Source organism: Acinetobacter sp. ANC 4558 (assembly GCF_002135375.1).
In the GTDB taxonomy this organism is placed as follows: domain Bacteria; phylum Pseudomonadota; class Gammaproteobacteria; order Pseudomonadales; family Moraxellaceae; genus Acinetobacter.
The window spans coordinates 142,303-165,297 of record NZ_NEGH01000010.1 but is presented as its reverse complement, the minus strand read 5'-3'; the positions used below and the strand labels follow the sequence as shown (position 1 = coordinate 165,297).

Below are 22,995 nucleotides of genomic sequence, written 5' to 3'. Positions count from 1 at the left end.
ATATATGTCGTCTAGTTCACTATATTCTGAATTTAATGACTTATTACTCATGATCTCTCCTTGTTTAATAGAACAAATTTACAAAATAAATATCATTGTGTATTATTTATTACATTTATTTAAGTAAATAAATTTCGTAATTAGTTGATTAATTAATATCTAAATAATTACAGAAATATCTATAACACAAGCTCATATATACACATAAACATTCCATGTAATATTTCGTAAAATGAGATAAAATTTATTTTAATATTTCTAAATAAATTATTTTAATATAATTTAACAAAAAATGATGTTAATTTAATATAAATATCAATAATTTATAATTTATAATTTATAATTTATAATTTATAATTTATAATTATCAATACAATAAAATTACTTGGTTTAATAGCTTTTAATACTATTGAAATATTTTAATCTTACATCTTCATTTTAAATATCACACTCTTATTTAAATTTTATTATTCATCTTATTTATCTAAGATATTATTTAATAATGTAAATATTTCTAGCAGAAATTAAAAAATAAATGTGTTTGTTCTTCTTCTGATATTTTTCCATTTAAGTAACGTTGATCTTGCCAAATTAAGCGCCACTTTACATCATAATCTTGCTCGGTACCTTCTAGCTTACATTGGGTTGCTGTTGAACCTTCTAAAAAGTAATTTGGACAGCCTACATATGAATTATAATTTGAATCCTGTGTGAGTTTTTCATATACAGGTTGATCAAACTAAGGTTCATAAATTCCTGAAATTTGTATTTCTTCTCCAAATTTTATTTCACCCTCTGCATCATGGTGATATGTTGGGCAAGGCATTATAGGCTCTCTACAATCTGTTTATATACAGACCCATTCTTATGACTCAATAAAGACGCATAACTTCATTTTCTATAGTCCTTGCCAAATTGATTAAGAATATAATAGTCACCATTCAATAATGTATTCGATGTTGCAAATATCATTTCACTGGCTATTCATAGTTTTAATATATATTTGGAATAATTTTGATTAAATATTTCCGCATATCCTTCTCCTAAACCCATGTTTTGATAAAAAATATCTCCCACCAATCCATGTTCATCACTATAACGCAACGCACAAACGCAACGCACAAAAATTTGACCTTGAATATCTCCTTCAAAAAATTTCGTATAGGCATCTTTCCTAAAGTCTGTTTTAAGTAGCTTTTTTAGCCCTTTCTCAGAACAATCCAAGTCATTTAAATAGTATAAAAACTCTTTCTCATAACTCTCTTTCTCACCTTCGGTTTATTTTTAAACAGCCAATTGTGGATGTCTAAGTTGCTTCTCATAGGCATTAACAAAATCCTTTTCTAATTCATAGATCGCATATAAATCACGCTAACTGGTATATTTCTTTAATAAATAAAAAACTTGATTTCTTACGTTTTGATCAATGCTATACATGCTAAATTTACTATTCCACATATTGCCAAATATCAGGGTCAACATAATTCTCATCGATATGGTAACCCTATGTTATCGCCTCTTTTTCCCTTTGTTCTCTTAATCTATTATATCTTCTCACACGATCTTTAAATGCTTGTTCTAATTCAACTGGTATCATTTTATAAGTATTAATATTATTTTCTGAATCATCCATTAAATTTCGTTGATTATAACGAATGGTGTCAAACGCATAACGAACCATATATTGCTCTTTTCCATCATCTGTTTTTTGTTTGTTTTATTCTTATATTTAAAAGGAGCCCATCGGCATATAAGCGATAACCAAATGAATTACTTCTTCTTATACTAATTATTTTTTGCCATTCTTCATAAGTAAAAATATAACTTTAATCAATCACTAAATGACTCGTACCATTTTCAATCTTAATTTGACCTAAGCTAGGTGGTGAAAAATCTAATTCTCGAAAACTAGTTACTGGATGATTATCTACATTTCCTTGATTATATTGAGCAAAATCTTTAAACCCTTGTGGGGCCACAAACATAGAAGATAAAATTAATGATTCATCACATTGTTTTCTTTATTTTTTGTGCTTGGCTGATATCCAAAAAGAAGTAAACCGAATATGAAGATAAAATAAAAGTAGGACTTAAATTTTTCCATCATTACTATCCTTTCCAACGTTAGAATTAGTCTTACTAATACCTCATCTTAAGATTGCATGGAGAATGATCAAATATCGTAATAATGTTGAAGCCCTGCTAAATTAAGTTGTAGGATTGCTTCGAAAAGTGGACTTTTTCTTGCCTCTCTTTGAAAATAATTTCAACAATTTTAATGGCATTTTTATTCATAAATACACGACTATTTCGTCGTTTATGCCAAAGTGAGACTCCATCTTGCATGTTCAAACGATAGATAATTAAAGCACCCTCTGATTGACCTTGAACCCGTTTAGGTAATAATCCCTGTGGTTCTAAACAATTGTCCTAAATCCGTGCCTTAATCAACTGCGACTTGACTACCAACAAATTGCTTAAGAGAAAGATAAAAATTGCTAGATAGGCATATTAATTTCGTAGGCAGCTCTTCATTAATGGCATGCTGACCATCAATATGTTGTAACAGGACTTGATGATTGATTTCTGTATTTAAAAATTGCACATGTAATGTACGACACTCTGTGCCTAATCTTATTTAGTCTAGAATCTCAAAGATATTTGTGATCATTTTTATTATAACATTCAATTTTTAACATAGAAATGATAACACCGACACACTATCTAATACTGTTTTAGTCAGAGTTTATTTAATCAAATTATTCAATTATATAATGCTGAGTAAAACTGGCTGATTACACATAAATGATAGAGTACATTTTTGCACTTTAGTAGAACAACTACTTAGCTTAGATACCAATCCACAACTTTATTAAATTCTTATTCATATAAAAAGTTGACTTTTTAAAATAAAGCATATACTTTGTATATACATTTATTTTATTAACTTATTGGAAATTAAACAAAATGACTGATATTTCCAAAAAAATAAAAGTTAATAAAAAAGATGCTCAACTCTTAATTCGTATCAGTACAACAGAACGTGATGAATTTATTCATTTATGTGAATGTTTAGATACAAGTGCTGCTAGAGAATTAAGAAAATTCATCCGTAGTTTCATTAAAAAAAATCAGTCAGCGGATAACAAAACTAAGGAGTAATATTGTGTCTAAACAAGTAAAGTCTCTGAAACAAAAAATCAAAGCTCGTCTTAAAAAGATTTTAAAACATGAAGGGAAATTGGCAAAACTTCAAAAAAAGCTTAAAAAACAAAAGTAATTTTGTAAGCTTAATTGAGCCTAAAAGCTTTAAAATAAACCTATAATAAAATTTATGGGTTTATTTAAATATTGGGTTTGCATCCAATAATCTTTAAATTTAGCATATAACCCCTGATTCAATATTTATTCTTTAATTTACGTTTTATCGTATTAAATAAAATTAATTTAAAGATAAATATTGACGTAATATTAAAATAAGAACAAAGTAGCGCAATTTGTTTTATCTCATGACTTTATTCATATGTTTAAAAAATTAATTGGCGAAACTGCGTTTAAAGCTGCAGGATGGACTTATGCTGTTGAGCCAAATACACTTGAAAACAAGCAAGTTATTATTGGCTTTGAACATACATCTATGATGGATGCTGTCTTATCTTTAGCACTTTTTCAAATATATAAAATTAAAATTCATATCCTTATTAAAAAAGAACTCTTTAAAGGCCCGCTAAAACCATTGCTTAAAAACATTGGCGGTATCCCCGTAGACCGAAAATCCAGTAAAGATATTGTTGCTCAAATGGTGGAACTCTTTGAAGCAAATGAACATTTTAATTTAGTGATAGCCCCAGAAGCAACTCGCGCTAAAAATGGTGAAGAGCGTCGACCAATTCGTACTGGTTTTTGGCATATTGCTAAAGCAGCAAATGTACCTATTGTGCTCATGTTTGCGAATTCAAAAGCAAAAAAAGGCGGAATTTTTGGTAAAATTTACCCAACAGAGTTATATCATGATCTTGCAATAATCAAACAACTTTATAAAGAGCATACAGGATTAGATATTATTATCCCAGAACCTCAATAAACTTGTTTATCATGATATTGATTAAATCAAGAGATGTTGTCTTTATGTCTTGAAGATGGTTAGATTGATGATTATTTTAACCTAAAATTTGTAATTATTATTTTAAATTTCTTATTTTTTGCTCATATTCTTACCGATAAAAAAGCGAACTCTTTTTAATAAAAAAGTGCTTATGGTAGAATTTGCAAAATTTGATAGGCATAAAGCCAATCTACAAGGAGCAATTTCGCATGGCGGGTCATTCCAAGTGGGCCAATATTAAGCATCGTAAAGCCAGACAAGATGCTAGTCGTGGTAAAGTCTTTACTAAATATATCCGTGAAATTGTAACGGCAGCAAAACTCGGTGGTGCAGATGCTGCAAGTAATCCACGACTTCGTGCTGTTGTTGAAAAAGCACTCTCTGTGAACATGACACGCGATACTATTAATCGTGCAATTCAACGGGGTGCTGGTGGTGAAGATAATGATGATTTAAAAGAAATCACCTATGAAGGCTATGGTGTTGGTGGTGTTGCTGTTATTGTCGAAACAATGACGGATAACTTAAACCGTACAGTACCAGATGTCCGCCATTGTTTCTCTAAAACAGATGGAAATCTTGGAACCACAGGTTCAGTTGCCTACTTATTTACAAAGCGTGGTGAAATCACTTTTGAGAATATCTCTTTAGAAGACCGCATTATGGATATCGCATTGGAAGCTGGCGCTGAAGACATTGAAATCAGTGAAGATGAAATTTTAGTCATTACGACACCAGAGTCTTTTGGTGATGTCCAAGATGCATTATATGCGGCGGGGCTGAAATCTGATAATGCTGAAGTTGTTATGAGTCCTTCGACTAAAGCTGAAATTACAGATATTGATCAAGCAAAAAAAATTATGAAAATGATTGATATGCTTGAAGATTTAGATGATGTTCAAAATGTTTATACCAATGTTGAATTTACAGATGATGTTTTGACAGAATTAGATGCTTAATCATGTAGCCTATATTTTCTTTAAAGCGCACTCTAGAGTGCGTTTTTTAATGCGCCTATTTAATCAAAGTATATCTATATTCGATTTAACAACCCACTACAATTCAAAACGTCATATTGCTTAATGACAAAGCTAGAATGCAAAGCAACAACATGTTCTATTTTACCAATACGTTTAAGTAAAATATCACTATAGTTTTCCATATCTTTAGCCACAACCTCGACAATAAAATCTGCCGACTGCCCTGTGACTAAAAATGCATTAATCACTTCAGGAATGCTTTCGAGTTCCGCTAAAAATTTTTCAAATGTATCTGCATCATGCTTACTTAAGGAAACCTGTAATAAAACATGTAAACTAAAACCTAACTTTTGATAATTAATGTCACGTTTTATGCCTGACATAATCTTTAAGTCAATTAAGTTTTTAATACGACGGTGTACTGAACTGACCGATAAATTAATTCGTTCAGATAATTCATTCAGATTTAGATCTTCAAAAGTTAAAATTTCTAATATATGTTTATCAAAACGATCTAATTCCATATATTTACCTATAAAGCTATATATTTTCCTTATTATCCACATATCTTAGAAAATAATTCAACATTTAATAATTATCTCTTCAATATTTATCAAATTTAAAAATAGAAAAAATCAGCTCTTTTATACACCTCGCCAATCTACACGTGCATTCCGTTCGGTTTGATAAATCCGTAATACATATTGTCCCAAAGGTAAATCCGTCAAATAAGCTTTGTATTGTTGAAAATCGCTGTCTACATTCGTATTGCTTTCATTTTCCCAAGGAGTGCCTTCTATTTCTAACAACGGTGCCAACATTGAACACACGGCAATATCAGCTAAGCCTAAACGGTCACCCACTAAGTACTGTCCTCGATTTTCAATCAGTTTTTGATTTAATTTTTCAATCATGACATCTATCTGTTGTTTTGAGTCTAAAACTTTATCTGAGGTTAGATGATAACCTTTTGACAATAATGCTTTCACTAAAGGTTTTGAATATTTTTCAAACTGACGTAAATAACCTTTTTCACCAATCAATACATCGAGTGTTTCTTCATTGCTCGTTAATACGTGAGATAAAACCCAACGACGCACATGTCTACCAAGTTCATTCGATAAGGTATTTATTTCCAAAGCTTGTTTTCGATGTTTAAGATCAGATCTCAGTAAAGTATGTTCTGGATATTTTAAATCTAAATACAATGCAATTTCAGTACTGTCCGCTGTCCAAACCTGATGATCGAATAAAATAGGTAATTTATATTGTCCTGTTTTTAGCTTAGCAAAAGCTCTATGTACACCAGGAACTAAATTCTGTGCCACATATTCCAACTCTTTATGATCAAGCATCCATCTTGCTTTTTCGCAAAAGTGAGACAACGGAAATTGGTACAAAATACGCATAAATAATCTGCCTTATCGGGATATTCCCAAATGTATATCTTCTTTTAAACTAAATATCTTGATTCATCAGTTTAATAAATCCAAATGTTAAAAACATTAAATCTCCCTCATCATGGGATTTGCTTTTATATCATTTTTTAGCTTGTATATCTTAAAAACTGATATCTTAGAGCATTATTACATCATTATATGCATAAGTATTTATATTATATTAATAAATAACAATAGGTTAGTATATTATATATTCATATTAATTAATATCTTTTTCTACTATTCATACTTTTTGATAACTAAATAAAAATCCTTAATTTAAAAATTCACTTAAAGCTCGATAGCTTAGACATAACTATTTTAATGTGTCACTTGCTATGTATCGTTTAAATAAGAAAAATATACAGGTCATTGAAAATGATCAAGAAGCTATTAATGCAGCATATCAAGTTGCAGACTTCGTTTTAGAAGGACGAAACCAACGTGATCAAGAACATTTATTGCCCTTCGCAGAGATTGAGTTATTTAGCCAACGCGGTTTAGGTGGAATTCGTATTCCTAAAGCGTATGGCGGTGCTTTTGTTTCAAACAAAACACTTGCTCATGTATTTCGTATCATCAATAAAGCAGATGCATGTGTAGGTCAAATTCCACAAAATCAAATTGCTTTGCTTCATCTGATCAGCATTATTGGCACTGAAGAACAAAAAACGTTTATTTTTAATGAAATATTAAATGGAAAACGCTTAGCTAATGGCGGACCAGAGCGCTATACCAAAAGCATTACAACATTAAACACCACGCTAACCTTTGAAAATGATCAATATTTTTTAAATGGTGAAAAATTTTATTCTACAGGCAGTAGTTTCGCAGATTGGCTTGCGATTAAAGCACTTCATCCAGAAGGTCATACCGTACTCGTAATCGTTGCAAAAGATTCTGCTGGAATAGAGGTTATCGATGATTGGGATGGTTTTGGTCAGCGTACGACGTCAAGTGGTACGGTAAAACTCAATCAGGTTTTGGTTAATCCTTTATTGATTTTAGATGAGCGGAATACTCACGTACAACCCAACTATCGTGGTGCATTCTCTCAGTTGCTGCAAACAGCCATTGATGTTGGCATTGCTGAAGCTGCATTTTCTGACACCTTAGAAACCATTCGTAAAGCACGACCTGTACTTGACTCTGGCGTAGAACTAGCAAGTCAGGAACACTATATTTTACAAGAGGTTGGAAAATTAAATATCCTTTTAGATGCCGCAATTCTTTTATTAGACGAAGCCGCAGAATATTTAGATGAGCTCGATCAATATTCAAACATTACAGAACAACACATTGCTAAAGCATCTATTTTGGTCGCAGCTGCTAAAGTCTATGCCAACGATGCTGCCCTACACATTTCTGAAAAACTCATTGAGCTTGGTGGTAGCAGAGCCAGCCTACAACAACTAAATTTGGATCAACATTGGCGCAATGCACGCGTGCATACCTTACATGACCCAGTGCGTTGGAAACTACATGCGCTTGGTGAGTATTATCTCAATCAAAAAGCTCCTGCAAAACACGCTTGGATTTAAGGAGTACATCATGACTTTTTATCAAAATCTAAATCAATTTAATGTACAAGCAACGACATCTGCACACATTATTCAAAATGATGATGAAGCACTCGCGATTGCACAAAACTTAGCTGAACAATTTAAACTACATGCTATTCAGCGTGATGCTGAACGTATTCTTCCTTTTGAAGAAGTTGAAGCATTTAGTCAATCTGGCTTATGGGGAATTACGATTCCAAAACAATACGGCGGAGCAGATGTTTCTACCCATACCTTGGCAAAAATTATTGCTCTAATTAGTGGTGCTGATGGTTCTTTAGGTCAAATTCCGCAAAACCATTTTTATGCACTCGAAGTGCTTCGAAATACTGGTTCAGAAGCACAAAAGCAAACGCTATATGCAGAGGTTTTAAAAGGTGCACGCTTTGGAAATGCATTAGCTGAATTTAAAACAAAAGCCGCTCATCTAAAACAAACGATCATTCGAAAAACTGAACAAGGCTATATCGTCAATGGTGAAAAGTTTTATTGCACAGGAAGTATTTTTGCCCATCGTATTCCAACCTTAGTTAAGGATGAAAATGAACGCGAATTTTTAGCATTTATTCCACGTGAGTCTGTTGGTGTAGTCATCAAAGATGATTGGACAGGTTTTGGTCAGAAAACAACAGGAAGTGGTACCGTTAAATTTGAAGATGTCCATGTCAATCTTGAAGATGTTATCCCTTTCGATATTGGGTTTAGTCAGCCCACACTGATTGGTCCTTTTGCACAAATTATTCATGCTGCCATTGAAACTGGCATTGCCCGAGCAGCCTTTGAAGAAACATTAAGCAGGGTTCGCAGTGCGCGTGCATGGATTGATGCAGGTGTGGAGCATGCCACACAAGACCCTCTCACTTTATTTGAATTAGGCCGAATTGTGGTAGATGTTCAAGCAACAGAAGCCTTATTAAAACGTGCAGCTCAATCAATTGATGAAGCAAAACCACACCCAACAATAGAAAATATTGCTAAAGCCTCTATTGATGTTGCAAAAGTTCGTGCTTTAAGCACTGATGTTGCACTCAAAGCATCCTCAAAACTCATAGAACTGGCTGGGAGTCGTGGTAGTCAGCGCATCGATGGCTTAGATCGATTTTGGCGTAATGCACGCACACATACCCTACATGATGCCGCACGCTGGAAATATTTCTTTATTGCTAATTATATTTTAAATGGTGTGCTTCCACCACGCAGAGGTACATTGTAATGACTCATGTCCAACCCAAAAAAATTATTCTCAATGCTTTTGATATGAATAGTGTGGGTCATATTAATCATGGACTATGGGCACATCCGCGTGATGAGTCTTATCGTTTTAATCAACTTAATTATTGGACTGAACTTGCCCAAACGTTAGAAAAAGGTCTCTTTGACGGTTTATTTATTGCAGATATTACAGGTGTTTATGATGTATATCAAAACGGTATTGACTTAACCTTGAAAGAATCCATTCAACTTCCAAGCCATGATCCAAGTACTTTAGTGTCTGCAATGGCAGCTGTGACACAACATCTAGGTTTTGGAGTCACCGTCAATTTAAGCTATGAATCTCCGTATCAATTTGCCCGTCGATTTGCAAGTTTAGACCATCTCACGCAAGGACGTATTGGATGGAATATTGTGACGGGTTATTTAGACAGCGCTGCAAAACTTGTAGGGCAAAATGGCTTAAAAGACCATGATCTACGTTATGAACAAGCTGAAGAGTTTCTTGAACTAAGTTATAAATTTTGGGAAGGTTCTTGGGAAGATGATGCAGTGATTATAGATAAGATCAATCGCATTTTTACCCAGCCCCATAAAGTACACACCGTTGAACATCATGGAAAATTTTATCAAAGCCAAGGCGTTTTTCAAGTCTCTCCTTCGATTCAACGTACACCCGTTTTATTCCAAGCAGGTGCATCTCCGAAAGGATCTGAATTTGCAACAAAACATGCCGAAGCGATGTTTATCGGTGCAGATAAACCTAAAAAAGTCAAAGCCCAAGTAGATAAAATTCGTGCACAAGCTGTTATGCAAGGACGTCAAGCGGATGATATTAAAATATTGGTGGGTATCTCAGTCATTAGTGCTGAAACCGATGAGCTTGCACAAGAAAAGCTACAAGAATATTTAAATTATGCAAGTCCAGAGGCAGGAATTGCGCATTTTTCAAGTTCTATTGGCTTTGATTTAGCTCAATTCAAAGATGAGGACACCATCCCTTATAAACAAAGTAATAGCATTGTATCGGTAAACAATCGATTTAAAGAAAATAAAATTACGATTGCTGATCTCAAAAATCAACACGCCTTAGGTGGTCGTTATCCACTCTTTATCGGTAGTGGGGCTTCTATTGCCCAGCAACTCATTGATTTTATAGATGATACCGGCATTGATGGTTTTAACCTCACCCGAACAGTCGCACCAGAATCACATCATGATTTTATTCGTTATGTCATTCCAGAGTTACAGCAACGCGGTCGTTATAAAACTGAATACAGCTCTGGTAGTTTACGTCATAAGCTGTTTCAACAGGGTGATCGACTTCCCCAACGTCATCCAGTACAACAATTCCGATGTCATCAGCGTACCCAAACTTTAGACAACTCTTCTTTTAATACACATACCGCTTAATCAACAATAGGTCGGGAAAAATTATGACAACTGCTGTTAAAAAATCGAAAACAAAATTTATTGTGCTAGGCATTATTGTCATTGCAGTCATTGCAGGTTTAATTGCTTGGTCTACACAGAAAAAATCAGGCTCGGATGAACTTGTTATTGGAATTAGTCCACCATTTGCAAAACAACTACAGGTTGCAGCCGAGGAAGCAAAAGCACAAGGAATTCATGTTAAATTAGTTGAATTTTCAGATTGGAATACGCCAAATATTACGCTAAATCATGGTGATATTGATGCTAACTATTTTCAACATCAGCCTTTTTTAACGAATGCGATTAAAGAAACGAATTTTAAATTAAAATCATTTGCTGCGGGTGCTGGTACACGTGTAGGGTTATATTCAAAAAAATATAAATCAATTCAGGATCTACCAAATGGTGCACGTGTCGTAATTCCTAATGATCCAGTAAATCAAGGTCGTGCCTTACTTTTACTGCAACAAGCTGATTTGATTGGTTTAAAAGATCCACAGAATCATTTATCCAATTTACAAGATATTATCAGCAATCCAAAAAAATTAAACTTTATCGAAGTTGAAGGACCTCAGACCGCACGTGCAGTGGATGATGCAGATCTGGTTTTTAGCTATCCCATGTATCTTCGCTTAGCACAAACCATTGATCCAAATGATGCATTAGTTTTAAGTGAAACAAATAATAAACACTACGCTATTTTATTTGTAGTTCGCGATGACTATGAAACGAAATCTCCAGAACGCGCTGAGCAATTGAAAAAGTTTATCGATATTTACCAAAATTCTGACAAAGTTAAACAACAATTAGATGATGAAATTGGTGAAAACCTTTGGTTTAAAGGCTGGACAAAGGATTAAGGTATGTCATTTTTGAAAAGAAAAAATCATAAATTAATCACGATTTCAGTTGTTGCTGTTGCCATTGTTGCAGGTTTGGTGGGCTATCGTTTGCTCACCCACCAAACACAGACAAATGTTCTTAAAATTGGAATTAGCCCACCTTATGCTGAACTACTTGCAAGCGTCGCAAAAGAAGTGAAAGCCAAAGGAATTGATGTCAAATTGATTGAGTTTTCAGATTGGCAAGCGCCTAATGTTGCTGTGCAAAATGGCGATATAGATGCTAACTTTTTCCAACAAAGTGTATTTTTGGCCAATGCCATTCGGGAAACAGGTTACGACTTACATCCATTTGCTAAAGGTTCAGGCAGTCATGTTGGTTTATATTCAAAAAAACATTCATCTTTAAAAGATATTCCAAATAACGCCAAAGTGGTTGTACCAAGTGATCCTGTTAATCTTTCACGTGGCTTAACACTTTTAGCTCGTGCAGGTTTACTCTCTGTGAAAGATGTTAACAATGAATTAACCACTTTAGAAGATATTACCAGCAACCCTAAAAATCTTAAACTAATTGAAGTTGAAGGACCTCAAACGGCTCATGCATATCACGAAGCAGATTTAATTTTAGGCTTTCCACATTACTTAAAATTGGCAAAAGTCGCTGATCCAAATTCAGCATTATTTATCGATCCTGTGAATAAAAAATTTGCCATTCTTTTTGTGACCCGTAAAGACTACCAAGATCAAGATAAGAAACTTGAAACATTCGTACAAACTTTCCAAAACTCTGAAAAAGTGCGAACAATTTTAGATAAAGATTTTGGTCAGGGTCTATGGTTTGAAGGTTGGAAGTAAGGAGAAATACAATGGTTAGCTTTAATTCTCAAATTGATTTCGCTGTACCGCATATTACAATTCGTAATTTAAATAAATATTATCAAGTGCAAGAGACACAAGTTCACGCACTAAAAGACATTAATCTCGATATTCCCGTGGGAAAAGTTTTTGGCATTATTGGTAAAAGTGGTGCAGGTAAATCCTCCTTAATTCGAACTTTAAATGGTCTAGAACGTATTTCTGATGGCTCTATTCATATTCACAAGGATGAACTTTCTCGTCTATCTCACGCAGATTTAATTGCATTACGTCAACGTATTGGGATGATCTTTCAGCATTTTAATTTAATGTCATCGAAAACAGTTTGGGAAAACGTCGCTTTACCTTTAAAAATTTCAAATCATTCTAAGCAAGATATACAACAACGTGTAAATGAAGTTTTAGCATTGGTTGGTCTAGACAATAAAGCAGATCACTATCCTTCTCAGCTTTCAGGTGGACAAAAACAGCGCGTTGGTATTGCACGTGCTTTAGTCCATCGCCCAGAAATTTTACTATGCGATGAAGCAACTTCTGCTCTAGACCCTGAAAGTACCTCCGTTATTTTATCTTTACTTAAAGAGATTAACCAAAAATTAGGGATAACCATTGTTTTAATTACACATGAAATGCAGGTGATTCGTGAGATTTGTGATCAAGTCGTGGTTATTGATAAAGGTGAGATTGTAGAATCTGGTCCTGTATGGTCTGTATTTTCTCAACCCCAACAAAAGATTACTCGTGAATTATTAAATCTCGAACAGCTTGATTTACCGTTTGATCTCCACCCTATTGCGCAAGAAAACAGTCAAATTATTTTAAAACTTCGATATGAAGCACAAATCGATCAATCACCCAATTTAAAAGAAATCTTCGCTGCCTTTGACCAATCTGTTCATCTTTATCAAAGTCATATTGATTCCATTCAAGGACATTTAATTGGTTCTTTAATTGTTTCTGTCAATAATCCTCAGCTAGATATTCATCTCATCAGCGATAAACTTAAACACCATATTGCACAAATTGAGGTCCTTGGCTATGTACAACCAACTCATTGATTTACTGATAACAGGTACAATTGATACCTTACTTATGGTCGGTGTTTCAGCTTTTTTTGCTTTTATTATTGGCTTACCACTGGCTATTATTTTTGTTTGTACTTCTGCACATGGCATTTATCCCTCTAAAGGAATTAATCAAACATTAGGTTGGATCGTTAATATTACACGTTCTGTTCCATTTTTAATTTTAATGGTTGCCCTTATTCCCTTTACACGACTCATTGTCGGTACAAGTTATGGTGTTTGGGCAGCGATCGTGCCTTTAACAATTGCTGCAACCCCTTTCTTTGCTCGCATTGCAGAAGTAAGTTTAAGAGAAGTGGACACGGGCTTAATTGAAGCGGCTCAAGCAATTGGTTGTAACCGCAAACAAATCGTATGGCATGTTCTATTGCCTGAAGCATTGTCAGGAATTGTAGCTGGATTTACCGTAACCTTAGTGACCATGATTAACTCATCAGCAATTGCTGGCGCAATTGGTGCAGGTGGTTTGGGAGATATTGCCTATCGCTATGGTTATCAACGTTTCGATATGCAAATTATGCTTGCAGTGATTTTAGTTTTAGTTGTATTAGTCATGTTTGTGCAAGCAATTGGAGATACTTTTTCTGCGCATTTGGATAAACGAAAAGTTTAAAACATATAATTACTATACAAAAAATCTGAAATAAACATAGTTACAACATAACGTTGTAGCTATGTATAAATAAACAATGACTTTAAATTTGAGCTGTATTTGATATTTCACCCATCTCATTTAAATCTCGATATTGCATTCGCACGAAACTTAAATGCTTAGACCTGACTTTGTCACGGCTTTCATGTAAAATCACCCATAATTTTTATATAACACTTTGTGAGTCATTTCATGGGTTTTAATTGTGGTATTGTTGGTCTACCAAACGTTGGTAAATCTACGCTTTTCAATGCATTGACAAAAGCTGCTATTGCTGCTGAAAATTTCCCATTTTGTACGATTGAACCAAACACTGGTATTGTTCCAGTTCCTGACTTACGCATGGATAAATTAGCAGAAATTGTTAAACCACAACGTGTTGTACCAACGACAATGGAATTCGTAGACATTGCTGGTTTAGTCGCTGGTGCTTCTAAAGGTGAAGGTTTAGGTAACCAATTCCTCGCAAATATTCGTGAAACAGATGCTATTGCTCACGTGGTTCGTTGCTTTGAAGATGAAAATGTCATCCATGTGAATGGCAAAATTGATCCTTTAGATGATATCGCAACAATTAATACAGAACTTGCACTTGCAGATTTAGAAACGGTAAGTAAAGCAATCACCCGTTTAGCAAAATCTGCAAAAAGTGGTGATAAAGAAGCCATTTCAACCAAAGCGGTATTAGATAAAATTTTGCCACTTCTTGATGAAGGTAAACCTGCTCGCGCTGCAGATTTAGATGACGATGAACGCAAATTAGTTCGTGGTTTCGGTTTACTTACATTAAAACCAACAATGTACATTGCGAATGTCGCTGAAGATGGTTTTGAAAATAATCCGCATCTAGATGCAGTACGCGATTTAGCGGCATCAGAAAATGCTATTGTCGTTCCACTTTGTAACCAAATTGAAGCTGAAATTTCACTCCTTGAAGATGAAGACCGTGCAGAATTCTTAGATGCTTTAGGTATGGCAGAACCCGGTCTTAATGTCGTTATTCGTGCAGGTTATAGTCTTTTAGGTTTACAAACTTACTTCACTGCTGGTGTACAAGAAGTACGTGCATGGACTGTTAAAGTTGGTGCAACAGCGCCACAGGGTGCAGGTGTCATTCACACTGATTTTGAAAAAGGCTTTATTCGTGCAGAATGTATTGCCTATGAAGATTTTGTCCAATACAACGGTGAAGCGGGTGCGAAAGAAGCAGGAAAATGGCGTTTAGAAGGTAAAACGTATATTATTCAAGATGGTGATGTTTTACATTTCCGCTTTAACGTTTAAGTCGTATATGTAAAAGTAAAAGCCCTAATCGCTGGGGCTTTTATTTATCTAGTGAAATTTTGTTTTATTTATTTCTTGCTGATTCAAAACTGAATATTCATTATTATAGTAATACATATCGCTAAACTCGTTTAGAATAATCAATCTTTATTTTATGCTTATATTAATAGAATTATGATACAAAAAGTTGTTGTTTTCGATCTTGATGAAACACTCTTATCTAAAGATAGTATGAAAACATGGTTTTTTATACAATTTAAAAATAATATTCTTCGCCTTATATGTTTAATTCTACTTTCTCCTTTTGTTCTTTTATTATTATTTTTTAGAAAATACCGAATATTTGGAATTTCCTTACTTACTTGGATTGCAACGTATGGATTATCAAAATCTGAACTAGAGCAAAGCTTTAAATGTTTTGCTCAACATATTAAAGAGCATAAAATTCCTTCATTATATTGGTATTCTGAAGGAATTTTAGAATTACAAAATCATTTAAACGCAGGTCACCGTGTTATTTTGGCAACAGCATCACCAGAAATGCTTGCAATTTTCTTATTGCAATCTCTTAATATTCAAATTGAAATTGTAGGTACGCCACTTCAACAAAAATTTGGTGGTTGGATTGCAACTTCACGGTGTTGGCATAATGAAAAAGTAAGAAGATTAAGCTTATTAAACGTTCAAAAGCCTTGGTTAGCATCTTATAGTGATAATATCAAAGATGACTACCCTATTCTCATCAATTGTAAATATCCAAATCTCATTAATGGCAATGAACCTAAAAAAGTAAATACTCATCTCCAACAGATCAAACATTTAACTTGGCATCGCCCATTAAATAAATAATTAACTTATACTGCGTTAAAGGAGTAAGCAATCTATTTTAACGCTTAGCTCATTACATTTTTTAAGCGTAATTTAGAATCAGGCACTAATGCCTTTACTGCAGTATAATTATAATGAAAAAATTAACAACAATATGTATTACAGGTATGTTTATGGCGCTGAGTTCAACAACATTTGCATGCCCCAAAGGGACAACGTTAAGTGGTGGTACTGGACCTAATCATAAAGGTGGCACCTGTATCCCTATCGATAAAAATAGTCAGCAACAAAAACCATCAAGCAACTCTAAATCCAACAATCCAGTCGCAACTAAAGCTGTGAATACGCAAAAAACAGTGCCTAATTCATCGCAAGAAAAAACCATTAAAGTTGAAAAAGGAAAAACTGAAATTAAATCCAAGCAAACTGAACCAAAGAAAAACTAATTTATTGATCATCTTATTCATCTCAGTCGCTAGTGCAACATTATGTGCTATCGACTTTGTAGATCAATCTTATGAAAATCGAATGGAAAATATCAACTCAATCACACAAATAATAATGATTATCATTTACATAAATTTATTATTCGCCTAAACTCTTTGAAACTTCTTTTATTACCTTTTCAAAGGATATTTATTATGGCGTATTCCCTTCCAAACTTACCTTATTCTTATGATGCACTTGAGCCTCATTTAGATACAAAAACCATGGAAATACATCATAGCAAACACCATCAAACGTATATTAACAATATCAACACAGCCATCGAAGGCACTGCATGGGCGGATCTTACTATCGAAGATTTAGTTGCTCAAGTTAATCGTGTTCCTGATTATTTAAAAAGTGCAGTCATTAATCAAGGTGGTGGTCATGCAAATCATTCATTATTTTGGACAATTATGAGCCCCCAAGGTGGTGGTAAACCTTTTGGACAAATCTCTCTTGCTATTGAACAAGAATTAGGAGGCTTTGAACAATTTAAAGATGCATTTACAAAAGCCGCAATTAGTCGTTTTGGTAGCGGTTGGGCTTGGCTGAGTGTCACGCCAAATCAAAAATTGATTGTTGAAAGCAGTGCGAATCAAGACTCACCCCTTATGCATGGTCATATTCCCATTCTCGCATTAGATGTTTGGGAACATGCATATTATTTAAAATTTCAAAATCGCCGCCCAGAATACATTTCTTCATTTTATCATGTGATCCATTGGGAAGAAGTCAACCGTAGATATTTACATGCAATAAAAAACCCAAAAACAGTTTAAATACGTTTTATATTAATCTATTCAAAAAAACGTGTGACATCAACAACAAAATATCCTTAAAAACCATAGAATGACTAAAACAACAGATTTATTAAAGATAATTTAATAAGTCTGTAATTTTTTTAATAAAATTCACCACAAATTACGTTTAAATGACGATGAAAATACGGCTTAAATTGAGCCTGTGAATTATTTCATGTACGGAAATTTATTATTTCCAGTCTTTACATAAATGTTCAACCATAAAATCAATAAATACACGTAACTTTGGTGTCAAATGCTTACTCGATGGCCATAACAAGCTTAAATTACCCTGATGCACTGTATATTGCTCTAATACAACAACCAGTTTCTCCTGCTCAATGAACTCCTTTACAATGAAATCAGGCAAACATGATATTCCCAATCCTGCCTGCACAGCATCTAACAATGCTGCCACCGTATTACAGGACATTGTCGTGGGAAGTATTAACTCCTTATCACCCTCAGAAAATATTAAAGGCCAGCCTTCAAACTTTCCTGTCGTAGGAAACTTATATTTTAAACATTTATGCTGCAATAGATCGGCTGGGGTTTCGGGTATGCCATATTGTGTCAAATATTCAGGAGATGCCACAATCTGCAAATGAAAATGTCCCAACAAACGTGATCTTAATCGTGAATCTGATAACTCACCTGTGCGCATCACAATGTCAAAGCCTTCATCAATAATATCCACAACCCGGTCTGAAAAATCGATGTCTAACTCAATGGTTGGGTATTGCCTCATAAACTGTATAAGTACTGGCATGACAAACATATAGATAATCGGTAAACTTAGTCGGATACGTCCTTGCGGTGTTTTTTTACTCGCACATATTTCAGACTCTGCACTTTCTAATTCACAAAGAATACGTCGACAACGCTCTAAAAATAAACTACCTTCTGCTGTTAAAGTAATACTTCGTGTGCTTCGATGAAATAAACGTACTCCTAAATGCTGTTCAAGTCGTGCAATTCCTTTCCCCACTGCTGATGAAGAAACACCTAATATTCGTCCAGCTTCTGAAAAACTTCGCATCTCAGCCGCTTGTACAAAAAAAGCAATCCCATTCAGTGATTCCACTTTTAGCTCCATTAAAGAAAATTTGTCCGATATGTTTTGAACATTAGCCTTATTGTCTTATATCACAATCAATCTCAATATGCTCTCTTCATCAAACACATTCATTTTTTCTTCAGATTGGTAAAATAGGCAAGCTTATGACCACTGCTTTTAATCCTCAAAAGGATTTAGAAACTTCCCATCTTCCCTCCAAACTTCCGACGCTCTCTTTATTAATATTGGCATTGGCAGGATTTATTACGATTTTAACCGAAGCGATGCCTGCTGGTTTACTCACTCAAATTAGCTTAAGTTTAAATATTTCTGAATCACTCACAGGTCAACTCATTACGGTTTATGCACTTGGCTCTCTAGTCGCAACCATTCCACTGGTCGCTGCCACGCAAGGAATTCGTCGACGCTCATTATTATTAACTGCTATCGCAGGTTTTGTTATTGCCAATACCATTACAACGCTATCCGATAGTTTAATTATTATTCTAATTGCTCGCTTTTTAGCGGGTGTTTCGGCAGGTTTAGTATGGGCTTTATTAGCAGGATTTGCTGCCCGTATGGTTCCTAAACATCAGCAAGGTAAAGCTATTGCAATCGCTATGGTCGGTTCTCCATTGGCATTATCATTAGGCTTGCCTGTTGGGACATTTCTTGGCAATCTCTTCGGTTGGCGAATCTGTTTTGGCATAATGAGCCTGATTGCACTTTTATTAATGTTTCTTATTCGATTTAAAATTCCAGATTTTGCACCCCAATCAACTAAGCACCGATTTTCACTTCACCAAGTTTTTACCCTTGCAGGTATTCGTTCAGTTTTAGCTGTCGTCCTAATTTTCGTATTGGCACATAATATTCTTTATACGTTTATTGTTCCTTTTCTATCACTTGCACAGCTCGCAGCACGAACCGACCTGATATTACTCATATTTGGGCTCAGTTCAGTGATTGGTATTTGGATAATGGGGCTATGGATTGATCGATATTTACGTGTATTAGCCCTCATCAGCACCACCATTTTTGCAGCGACAGCGCTTACTCTGACTTTTTCAGCCGATACGCCACAAGTCGTTTATATTTCAATTGCATTTTGGGGTTTATCTTTTGGCGGTGCAGGTACTCTATTTCAAACAGCTCTTGCTAAAACTGCTGGCGATGCAACGGATGTCGCTCAAGCCATGCTCGTCACTGTATGGAATATTGCAATTGCCATAGGGAGTATTTTAGGAGGAATCTTATTAGAGAAAGTTGGGGTTCAAGTACTTCCACCTGTCATCTTTGTTTTACTCATTGTCACATTCATAATTATTTGGAAAGCCAAAAAATATGGATTTACACAATGAATTGACTGAAATCCATTCATTTTATTATGATTAAATTGAAGTTTGTCTTTTAAAATATTTGAAGAATCATAGAGTCAATTTTTATAATAAAACAGTACCTTAAATTAAAAATCAGCTTTGAATGGGCAAAGCTGATTTTTAACTGATTAATGTATGATTTAAATTATGACGATAAATCAATACACATATATTTCATTTCAAGGTATTCATCAATTCCGAACTTAGAACCTTCACGCCCTAAACCAGATTGTTTTACACCACCAAATGGCGCAACTTCATTTGAAATAGCACCCGTATTAATACCGACCATTCCATATTCTAATGCTTCACCCACACGCCATTGACGTGCAGTGTTTTGGGTAAATACATAAGTTGCCAAGCCAAACTCCGTTTCATTGGCCATTGCTATAGCTTCTTCTTCTGTATGAAACCGGAATAATGGAGCCAATGGACCAAACGTTTCTTCTTTCGCGACTTTCATCTCTTGAGTCACTTCAGTTAATACGGTTGGTTCAAAGAATGTGCCACCTAAACTAGAACGTTGTCCGCCAATTTTAACTTGAGCACCTTTGCTTTGTGCATCAGCAATATGCGATTGTACTTTTGCAATAGCATCTTCATCAATTAAAGGACCTTGTGTAGAACCTTCTTGACGACCGTCACCCACTTTTAATTGAGCAACTGCTTCAGTCAGCTTCTCAACAAGTGCATCATAAATGCCATTTTGAACATAAATACGATTTGCACATACACAAGTCTGACCACTATTACGGAATTTACTGATCATAATCCCTTGAACAGCTTGTTCCAAATTTGCATCATCAAAAACAAGTACTGGCGCATTGCCACCCAATTCAAGCGAAAGCTTTTTGATTGTTGGTGCACATTGCGCCATCAAAATACGACCAACTTGAGTAGAGCCTGTAAAGCTAAGCTTTTTCACAGTATCGCTTTCACATAGTGTTTGACCGACTTCAATCGCATCACCACTAATATGAAGGAGTACATCCTGCGGTAAACCTGCTTGTAAAGCTAAAACTTCTAAGGCATAAGCGGTTAACGGCGTTTGTTCAGCTGGCTTAACCAGCATTGAACAACCCGCTGCAATGGCAGGTGCTGCTTTACGTGTAATCATCGCTGCTGGGAAATTCCACGGCGTAATTGCTGCAGTTACCCCAATTGCTTGTTTAAGCACAAGCATCCGTTGATTGGATAGTGTTGGCGTCAGCACATCACCATCAATACGACGAGCTTGTTCTGCAAACCAACGTATAAAAGATGCAGCATAAGCAATTTCGCCACGTGCTTCTGCTAAAGGTTTACCTTGTTCTGCGGTTAATATCTGTGCAAGTTGCTCTTTATTTTGCAATATCAGATTAAACCAAGCCCACAATATGTCAGCACGTTGCAAAGCTGTTTGTGCTTTCCATAGAGTTTGTGCGGCTTGAGAACGTGCAATTGCATGTTCTACAGCCTGACGATCATGTGATTTAACCCATGCCAATACTTCATTTGTTGCAGCATCATTTACTTGGATATACCCCTCGTTTGAAGGCTGTTCAAAGTAAATATCAGGATGCTGTAATAAATATTTCAAATGATCTTGAAGCATTTTATTCCCCTATTCCAATTATGCAAAAAGAGTTGCGAATCCTTGTTTAAGAATATCAAGTCCCTCGTGGAACTGCTCTGTTGGAATAGTCAATGGATATAAGAAACGAATAACGTTACCGTTACGACCACATGTTAAAATCAGCAAGCCATTTTCCATTGCGAAGTTTTGTATTGCTTTCGCTTGATCTGCTGTTTCCAATTCAATTGCAACCATTGAACCAATTGCACGAATATCAGTCACTACATTTGTCGTTGTTTTAAAAGTATTTAATACAGATACTAATTCTGCACCAAGTACATTTGCACGTTCACACAAATCTTCACTTTCAATGACATCAATCACTGCATGTGCTGCTGCAACAGCAACTGGATTACCTGCATAAGTACCACCTAAACCACCTGGGTTTGGAGCATCCATTACTTCTGCACGGCCAACCACACCTGAGATCGGGAAACCACCACCAAGACTTTTTGCCATCGTAATCAAATCTGCTTTGGTCTCATAGTGATTCATGGCAAATAACTTACCTGTACGAGCAAAACCTGATTGCACTTCATCGGCAATAAGCAAAATACCATGCTGGTCGCATAAAGTACGTAAACGTTTTAAAAAGTCTGCTGGAACAACATTAAATCCGCCTTCGCCCTGTACAGGTTCGAGTACAATTGCAGCAACATCATGTGCAGCAATATCTTCAGCGAAAATATCTTCGATGCTTTGAATCGCATCATCGACCGTAATACCTTTTGACTCAACAGGATAACGTGCATGAAAAACGCCTGCTGGCATAACACCAAAATCACGTTTATAAGGTGCTGTTTTTCCTGTCATTGCCATCGTCATAAATGAACGACCGTGAAAGCCATTACCAAAAGTCACAATACCATGACGCCCCGTATGCGAACGTGCAATTTTAACAGCATTTTCCACAGCTTCAGCACCTGTAGAAAAGAATGAAGTTTTTGCTGTACCTTCAATAGGAGCACGCTCATTAATGCGTTCTGCAAGAGATACGTAGCTCTCATAAGGCACAACTTGATACGCTGTATGCGTAAATTTTGTTAATTGTTCAGTAACTGCAGCAATAATTTTAGGATGGCAATGACCAGTATTTAATACTGCAATTCCGCCTGCAAAATCGATATACTTATTGCCTTCAATATCCCAAATCGTTGAGTTTTCTGCTTTCTCCGCGTACCATTGACACATGACACCAACACCACGAGGTGTTGCTTGTTGTTTACGTACATTCAGTGCAGAGTTTTTACTGTCCATTTTGTATCCTCATTCTTGATTCATACATGATAAAATTTCGGCATCCATACCATATGATCAATGATATGCAAATGACTTGTTGATTTTTACCATTCT

General features: G+C 35.0%; 20 protein-coding genes and 3 pseudogenes. 15 read left to right on the top strand and 8 right to left on the bottom strand.

The window, feature by feature from the left end; genetic code table 11:
- Positions 1-514: 514 nt before the first annotated feature.
- The 3 pseudogenes from B9T31_RS18250 to B9T31_RS13040 form a co-directional block, all read right to left on the bottom strand.
- Positions 515-688 (bottom strand): annotated as a pseudogene (locus tag B9T31_RS18250) (Imm72 family immunity protein); the annotation flags it as partial.
- An 816-nt stretch (positions 689-1,504) separates the two neighbouring features.
- Positions 1,505-2,107: pseudogene (locus B9T31_RS13045) on the bottom strand (hypothetical protein).
- Between the two features lie 69 nt (positions 2,108-2,176).
- Positions 2,177-2,638: pseudogene (locus tag B9T31_RS13040) on the bottom strand (phage late control D family protein); the annotation flags it as partial.
- 329 nt (positions 2,639-2,967) lie between these two features.
- Here B9T31_RS13040 and B9T31_RS13035 point away from each other — a divergent pair.
- The 3 genes from B9T31_RS13035 to B9T31_RS13025 all read left to right on the top strand — a co-directional run bounded on the left by B9T31_RS13035 (position 2,968) and on the right by B9T31_RS13025 (position 5,064).
- Positions 2,968-3,162, top strand: coding sequence for a hypothetical protein (locus tag B9T31_RS13035; RefSeq protein ID WP_086182381.1), 195 nt, complete (start codon positions 2,968-2,970; stop codon positions 3,160-3,162).
- 361 nt (positions 3,163-3,523) lie between these two features.
- Positions 3,524-4,084, top strand: a complete 561-nt coding sequence (locus tag B9T31_RS13030; RefSeq protein ID WP_086182380.1) for a 1-acyl-sn-glycerol-3-phosphate acyltransferase — start codon at positions 3,524-3,526, stop codon at positions 4,082-4,084.
- 230 nt (positions 4,085-4,314) lie between these two features.
- Complete coding sequence (locus B9T31_RS13025) at positions 4,315-5,064, top strand: YebC/PmpR family DNA-binding transcriptional regulator (RefSeq protein ID WP_086182379.1); 750 nt, start codon at positions 4,315-4,317, stop codon at positions 5,062-5,064.
- A gap of 74 nt (positions 5,065-5,138) precedes the next feature.
- On the opposite strand, the gene B9T31_RS13020 is transcribed toward B9T31_RS13025, so the two are convergent.
- Positions 5,139-5,609, bottom strand: a complete 471-nt coding sequence (locus tag B9T31_RS13020; RefSeq protein WP_086182378.1) for an Lrp/AsnC family transcriptional regulator — start codon at positions 5,607-5,609, stop codon at positions 5,139-5,141.
- A 120-nt stretch (positions 5,610-5,729) separates the two neighbouring features.
- Entirely contained in the window at positions 5,730-6,494 is a 765-nt protein-coding gene (locus B9T31_RS13015) for a glutathione S-transferase family protein (protein ID WP_086182377.1), read from the bottom strand.
- Positions 6,495-6,862: 368 nt separating this feature from the next.
- On the opposite strand from B9T31_RS13015, the gene B9T31_RS13010 reads away from it, so the two are divergent.
- From B9T31_RS13010 to B9T31_RS12960, 11 genes are all read left to right on the top strand, one after another.
- Positions 6,863-8,065, top strand: coding sequence for an SfnB family sulfur acquisition oxidoreductase (locus B9T31_RS13010; protein ID WP_086182376.1), 1,203 nt, complete (start codon positions 6,863-6,865; stop codon positions 8,063-8,065).
- 10 nt (positions 8,066-8,075) lie between these two features.
- On the top strand, positions 8,076-9,299 hold the full coding sequence (locus B9T31_RS13005) for an SfnB family sulfur acquisition oxidoreductase (protein ID WP_086182375.1): 1,224 nt from the start codon (positions 8,076-8,078) through the stop codon (positions 9,297-9,299).
- Positions 9,299-10,711 carry an LLM class flavin-dependent oxidoreductase gene (locus B9T31_RS13000; RefSeq protein WP_086182374.1) on the top strand — a complete coding sequence of 471 codons (1,413 nt, stop codon included), beginning with the start codon at positions 9,299-9,301 and terminating at the stop codon, positions 10,709-10,711. Before B9T31_RS13005 ends, B9T31_RS13000 begins: the two co-directional genes overlap by 1 nt.
- Before the next feature lie 23 nt (positions 10,712-10,734).
- Complete coding sequence (locus B9T31_RS12995; RefSeq protein WP_086182373.1) at positions 10,735-11,592, top strand: MetQ/NlpA family ABC transporter substrate-binding protein; 858 nt, start codon at positions 10,735-10,737, stop codon at positions 11,590-11,592.
- 3 nt (positions 11,593-11,595) lie between these two features.
- The gene (locus B9T31_RS12990) at positions 11,596-12,432 is read left to right on the top strand and encodes a MetQ/NlpA family ABC transporter substrate-binding protein (RefSeq protein WP_086182372.1); all 837 of its coding nucleotides are present in this window, start codon (positions 11,596-11,598) and stop codon (positions 12,430-12,432) included.
- Positions 12,433-12,443: 11 nt separating this feature from the next.
- Positions 12,444-13,511, top strand: coding sequence for a methionine ABC transporter ATP-binding protein (locus tag B9T31_RS12985; RefSeq protein WP_086182371.1), 1,068 nt, complete (start codon positions 12,444-12,446; stop codon positions 13,509-13,511).
- Positions 13,492-14,151 carry a methionine ABC transporter permease gene (locus B9T31_RS12980; RefSeq protein WP_086182370.1) on the top strand — a complete coding sequence of 220 codons (660 nt, stop codon included), beginning with the start codon at positions 13,492-13,494 and terminating at the stop codon, positions 14,149-14,151. The genes B9T31_RS12985 and B9T31_RS12980 overlap by 20 nt, the downstream gene beginning before the upstream one ends.
- 231 nt (positions 14,152-14,382) lie before the next feature.
- The gene (ychF, locus tag B9T31_RS12975; RefSeq protein WP_086182369.1) at positions 14,383-15,474 is read left to right on the top strand and encodes a redox-regulated ATPase YchF; all 1,092 of its coding nucleotides are present in this window, start codon (positions 14,383-14,385) and stop codon (positions 15,472-15,474) included.
- A gap of 174 nt (positions 15,475-15,648) precedes the next feature.
- Positions 15,649-16,323 carry a haloacid dehalogenase-like hydrolase gene (locus B9T31_RS12970; RefSeq protein ID WP_228146043.1) on the top strand — a complete coding sequence of 225 codons (675 nt, stop codon included), beginning with the start codon at positions 15,649-15,651 and terminating at the stop codon, positions 16,321-16,323.
- A gap of 113 nt (positions 16,324-16,436) precedes the next feature.
- Positions 16,437-16,748, top strand: coding sequence for a hypothetical protein (locus B9T31_RS12965; protein WP_086182368.1), 312 nt, complete (start codon positions 16,437-16,439; stop codon positions 16,746-16,748).
- A gap of 195 nt (positions 16,749-16,943) precedes the next feature.
- Positions 16,944-17,570, top strand: a complete 627-nt coding sequence (locus B9T31_RS12960) for a superoxide dismutase (protein WP_086182367.1) — start codon at positions 16,944-16,946, stop codon at positions 17,568-17,570.
- Positions 17,571-17,781: 211 nt separating this feature from the next.
- Here B9T31_RS12960 and B9T31_RS12955 read toward each other — a convergent pair whose 3' ends face one another.
- Positions 17,782-18,675: a LysR family transcriptional regulator gene (locus tag B9T31_RS12955; protein ID WP_086182366.1), complete on the bottom strand. Its 894-nt coding sequence runs from the start codon at positions 18,673-18,675 to the stop codon at positions 17,782-17,784.
- Between the two features lie 137 nt (positions 18,676-18,812).
- Here B9T31_RS12955 and B9T31_RS12950 point away from each other — a divergent pair, with 137 nt between their 5' ends.
- Positions 18,813-20,009: an MFS transporter gene (locus B9T31_RS12950; protein WP_086182365.1), complete on the top strand. Its 1,197-nt coding sequence runs from the start codon at positions 18,813-18,815 to the stop codon at positions 20,007-20,009.
- 163 nt (positions 20,010-20,172) lie between these two features.
- Here the strand turns inward: B9T31_RS12950 and B9T31_RS12945 are convergent, their stop codons facing one another.
- Both B9T31_RS12945 and gabT read right to left on the bottom strand, forming a co-directional pair.
- Positions 20,173-21,621 carry an NAD-dependent succinate-semialdehyde dehydrogenase gene (locus tag B9T31_RS12945; protein WP_086182364.1) on the bottom strand — a complete coding sequence of 483 codons (1,449 nt, stop codon included), beginning with the start codon at positions 21,619-21,621 and terminating at the stop codon, positions 20,173-20,175.
- Positions 21,622-21,639: 18 nt separating this feature from the next.
- The gene (gene gabT, locus B9T31_RS12940; protein ID WP_086182363.1) at positions 21,640-22,899 is read right to left on the bottom strand and encodes a 4-aminobutyrate--2-oxoglutarate transaminase; all 1,260 of its coding nucleotides are present in this window, start codon (positions 22,897-22,899) and stop codon (positions 21,640-21,642) included.
- Positions 22,900-22,995: the final 96 nt, after the last annotated feature.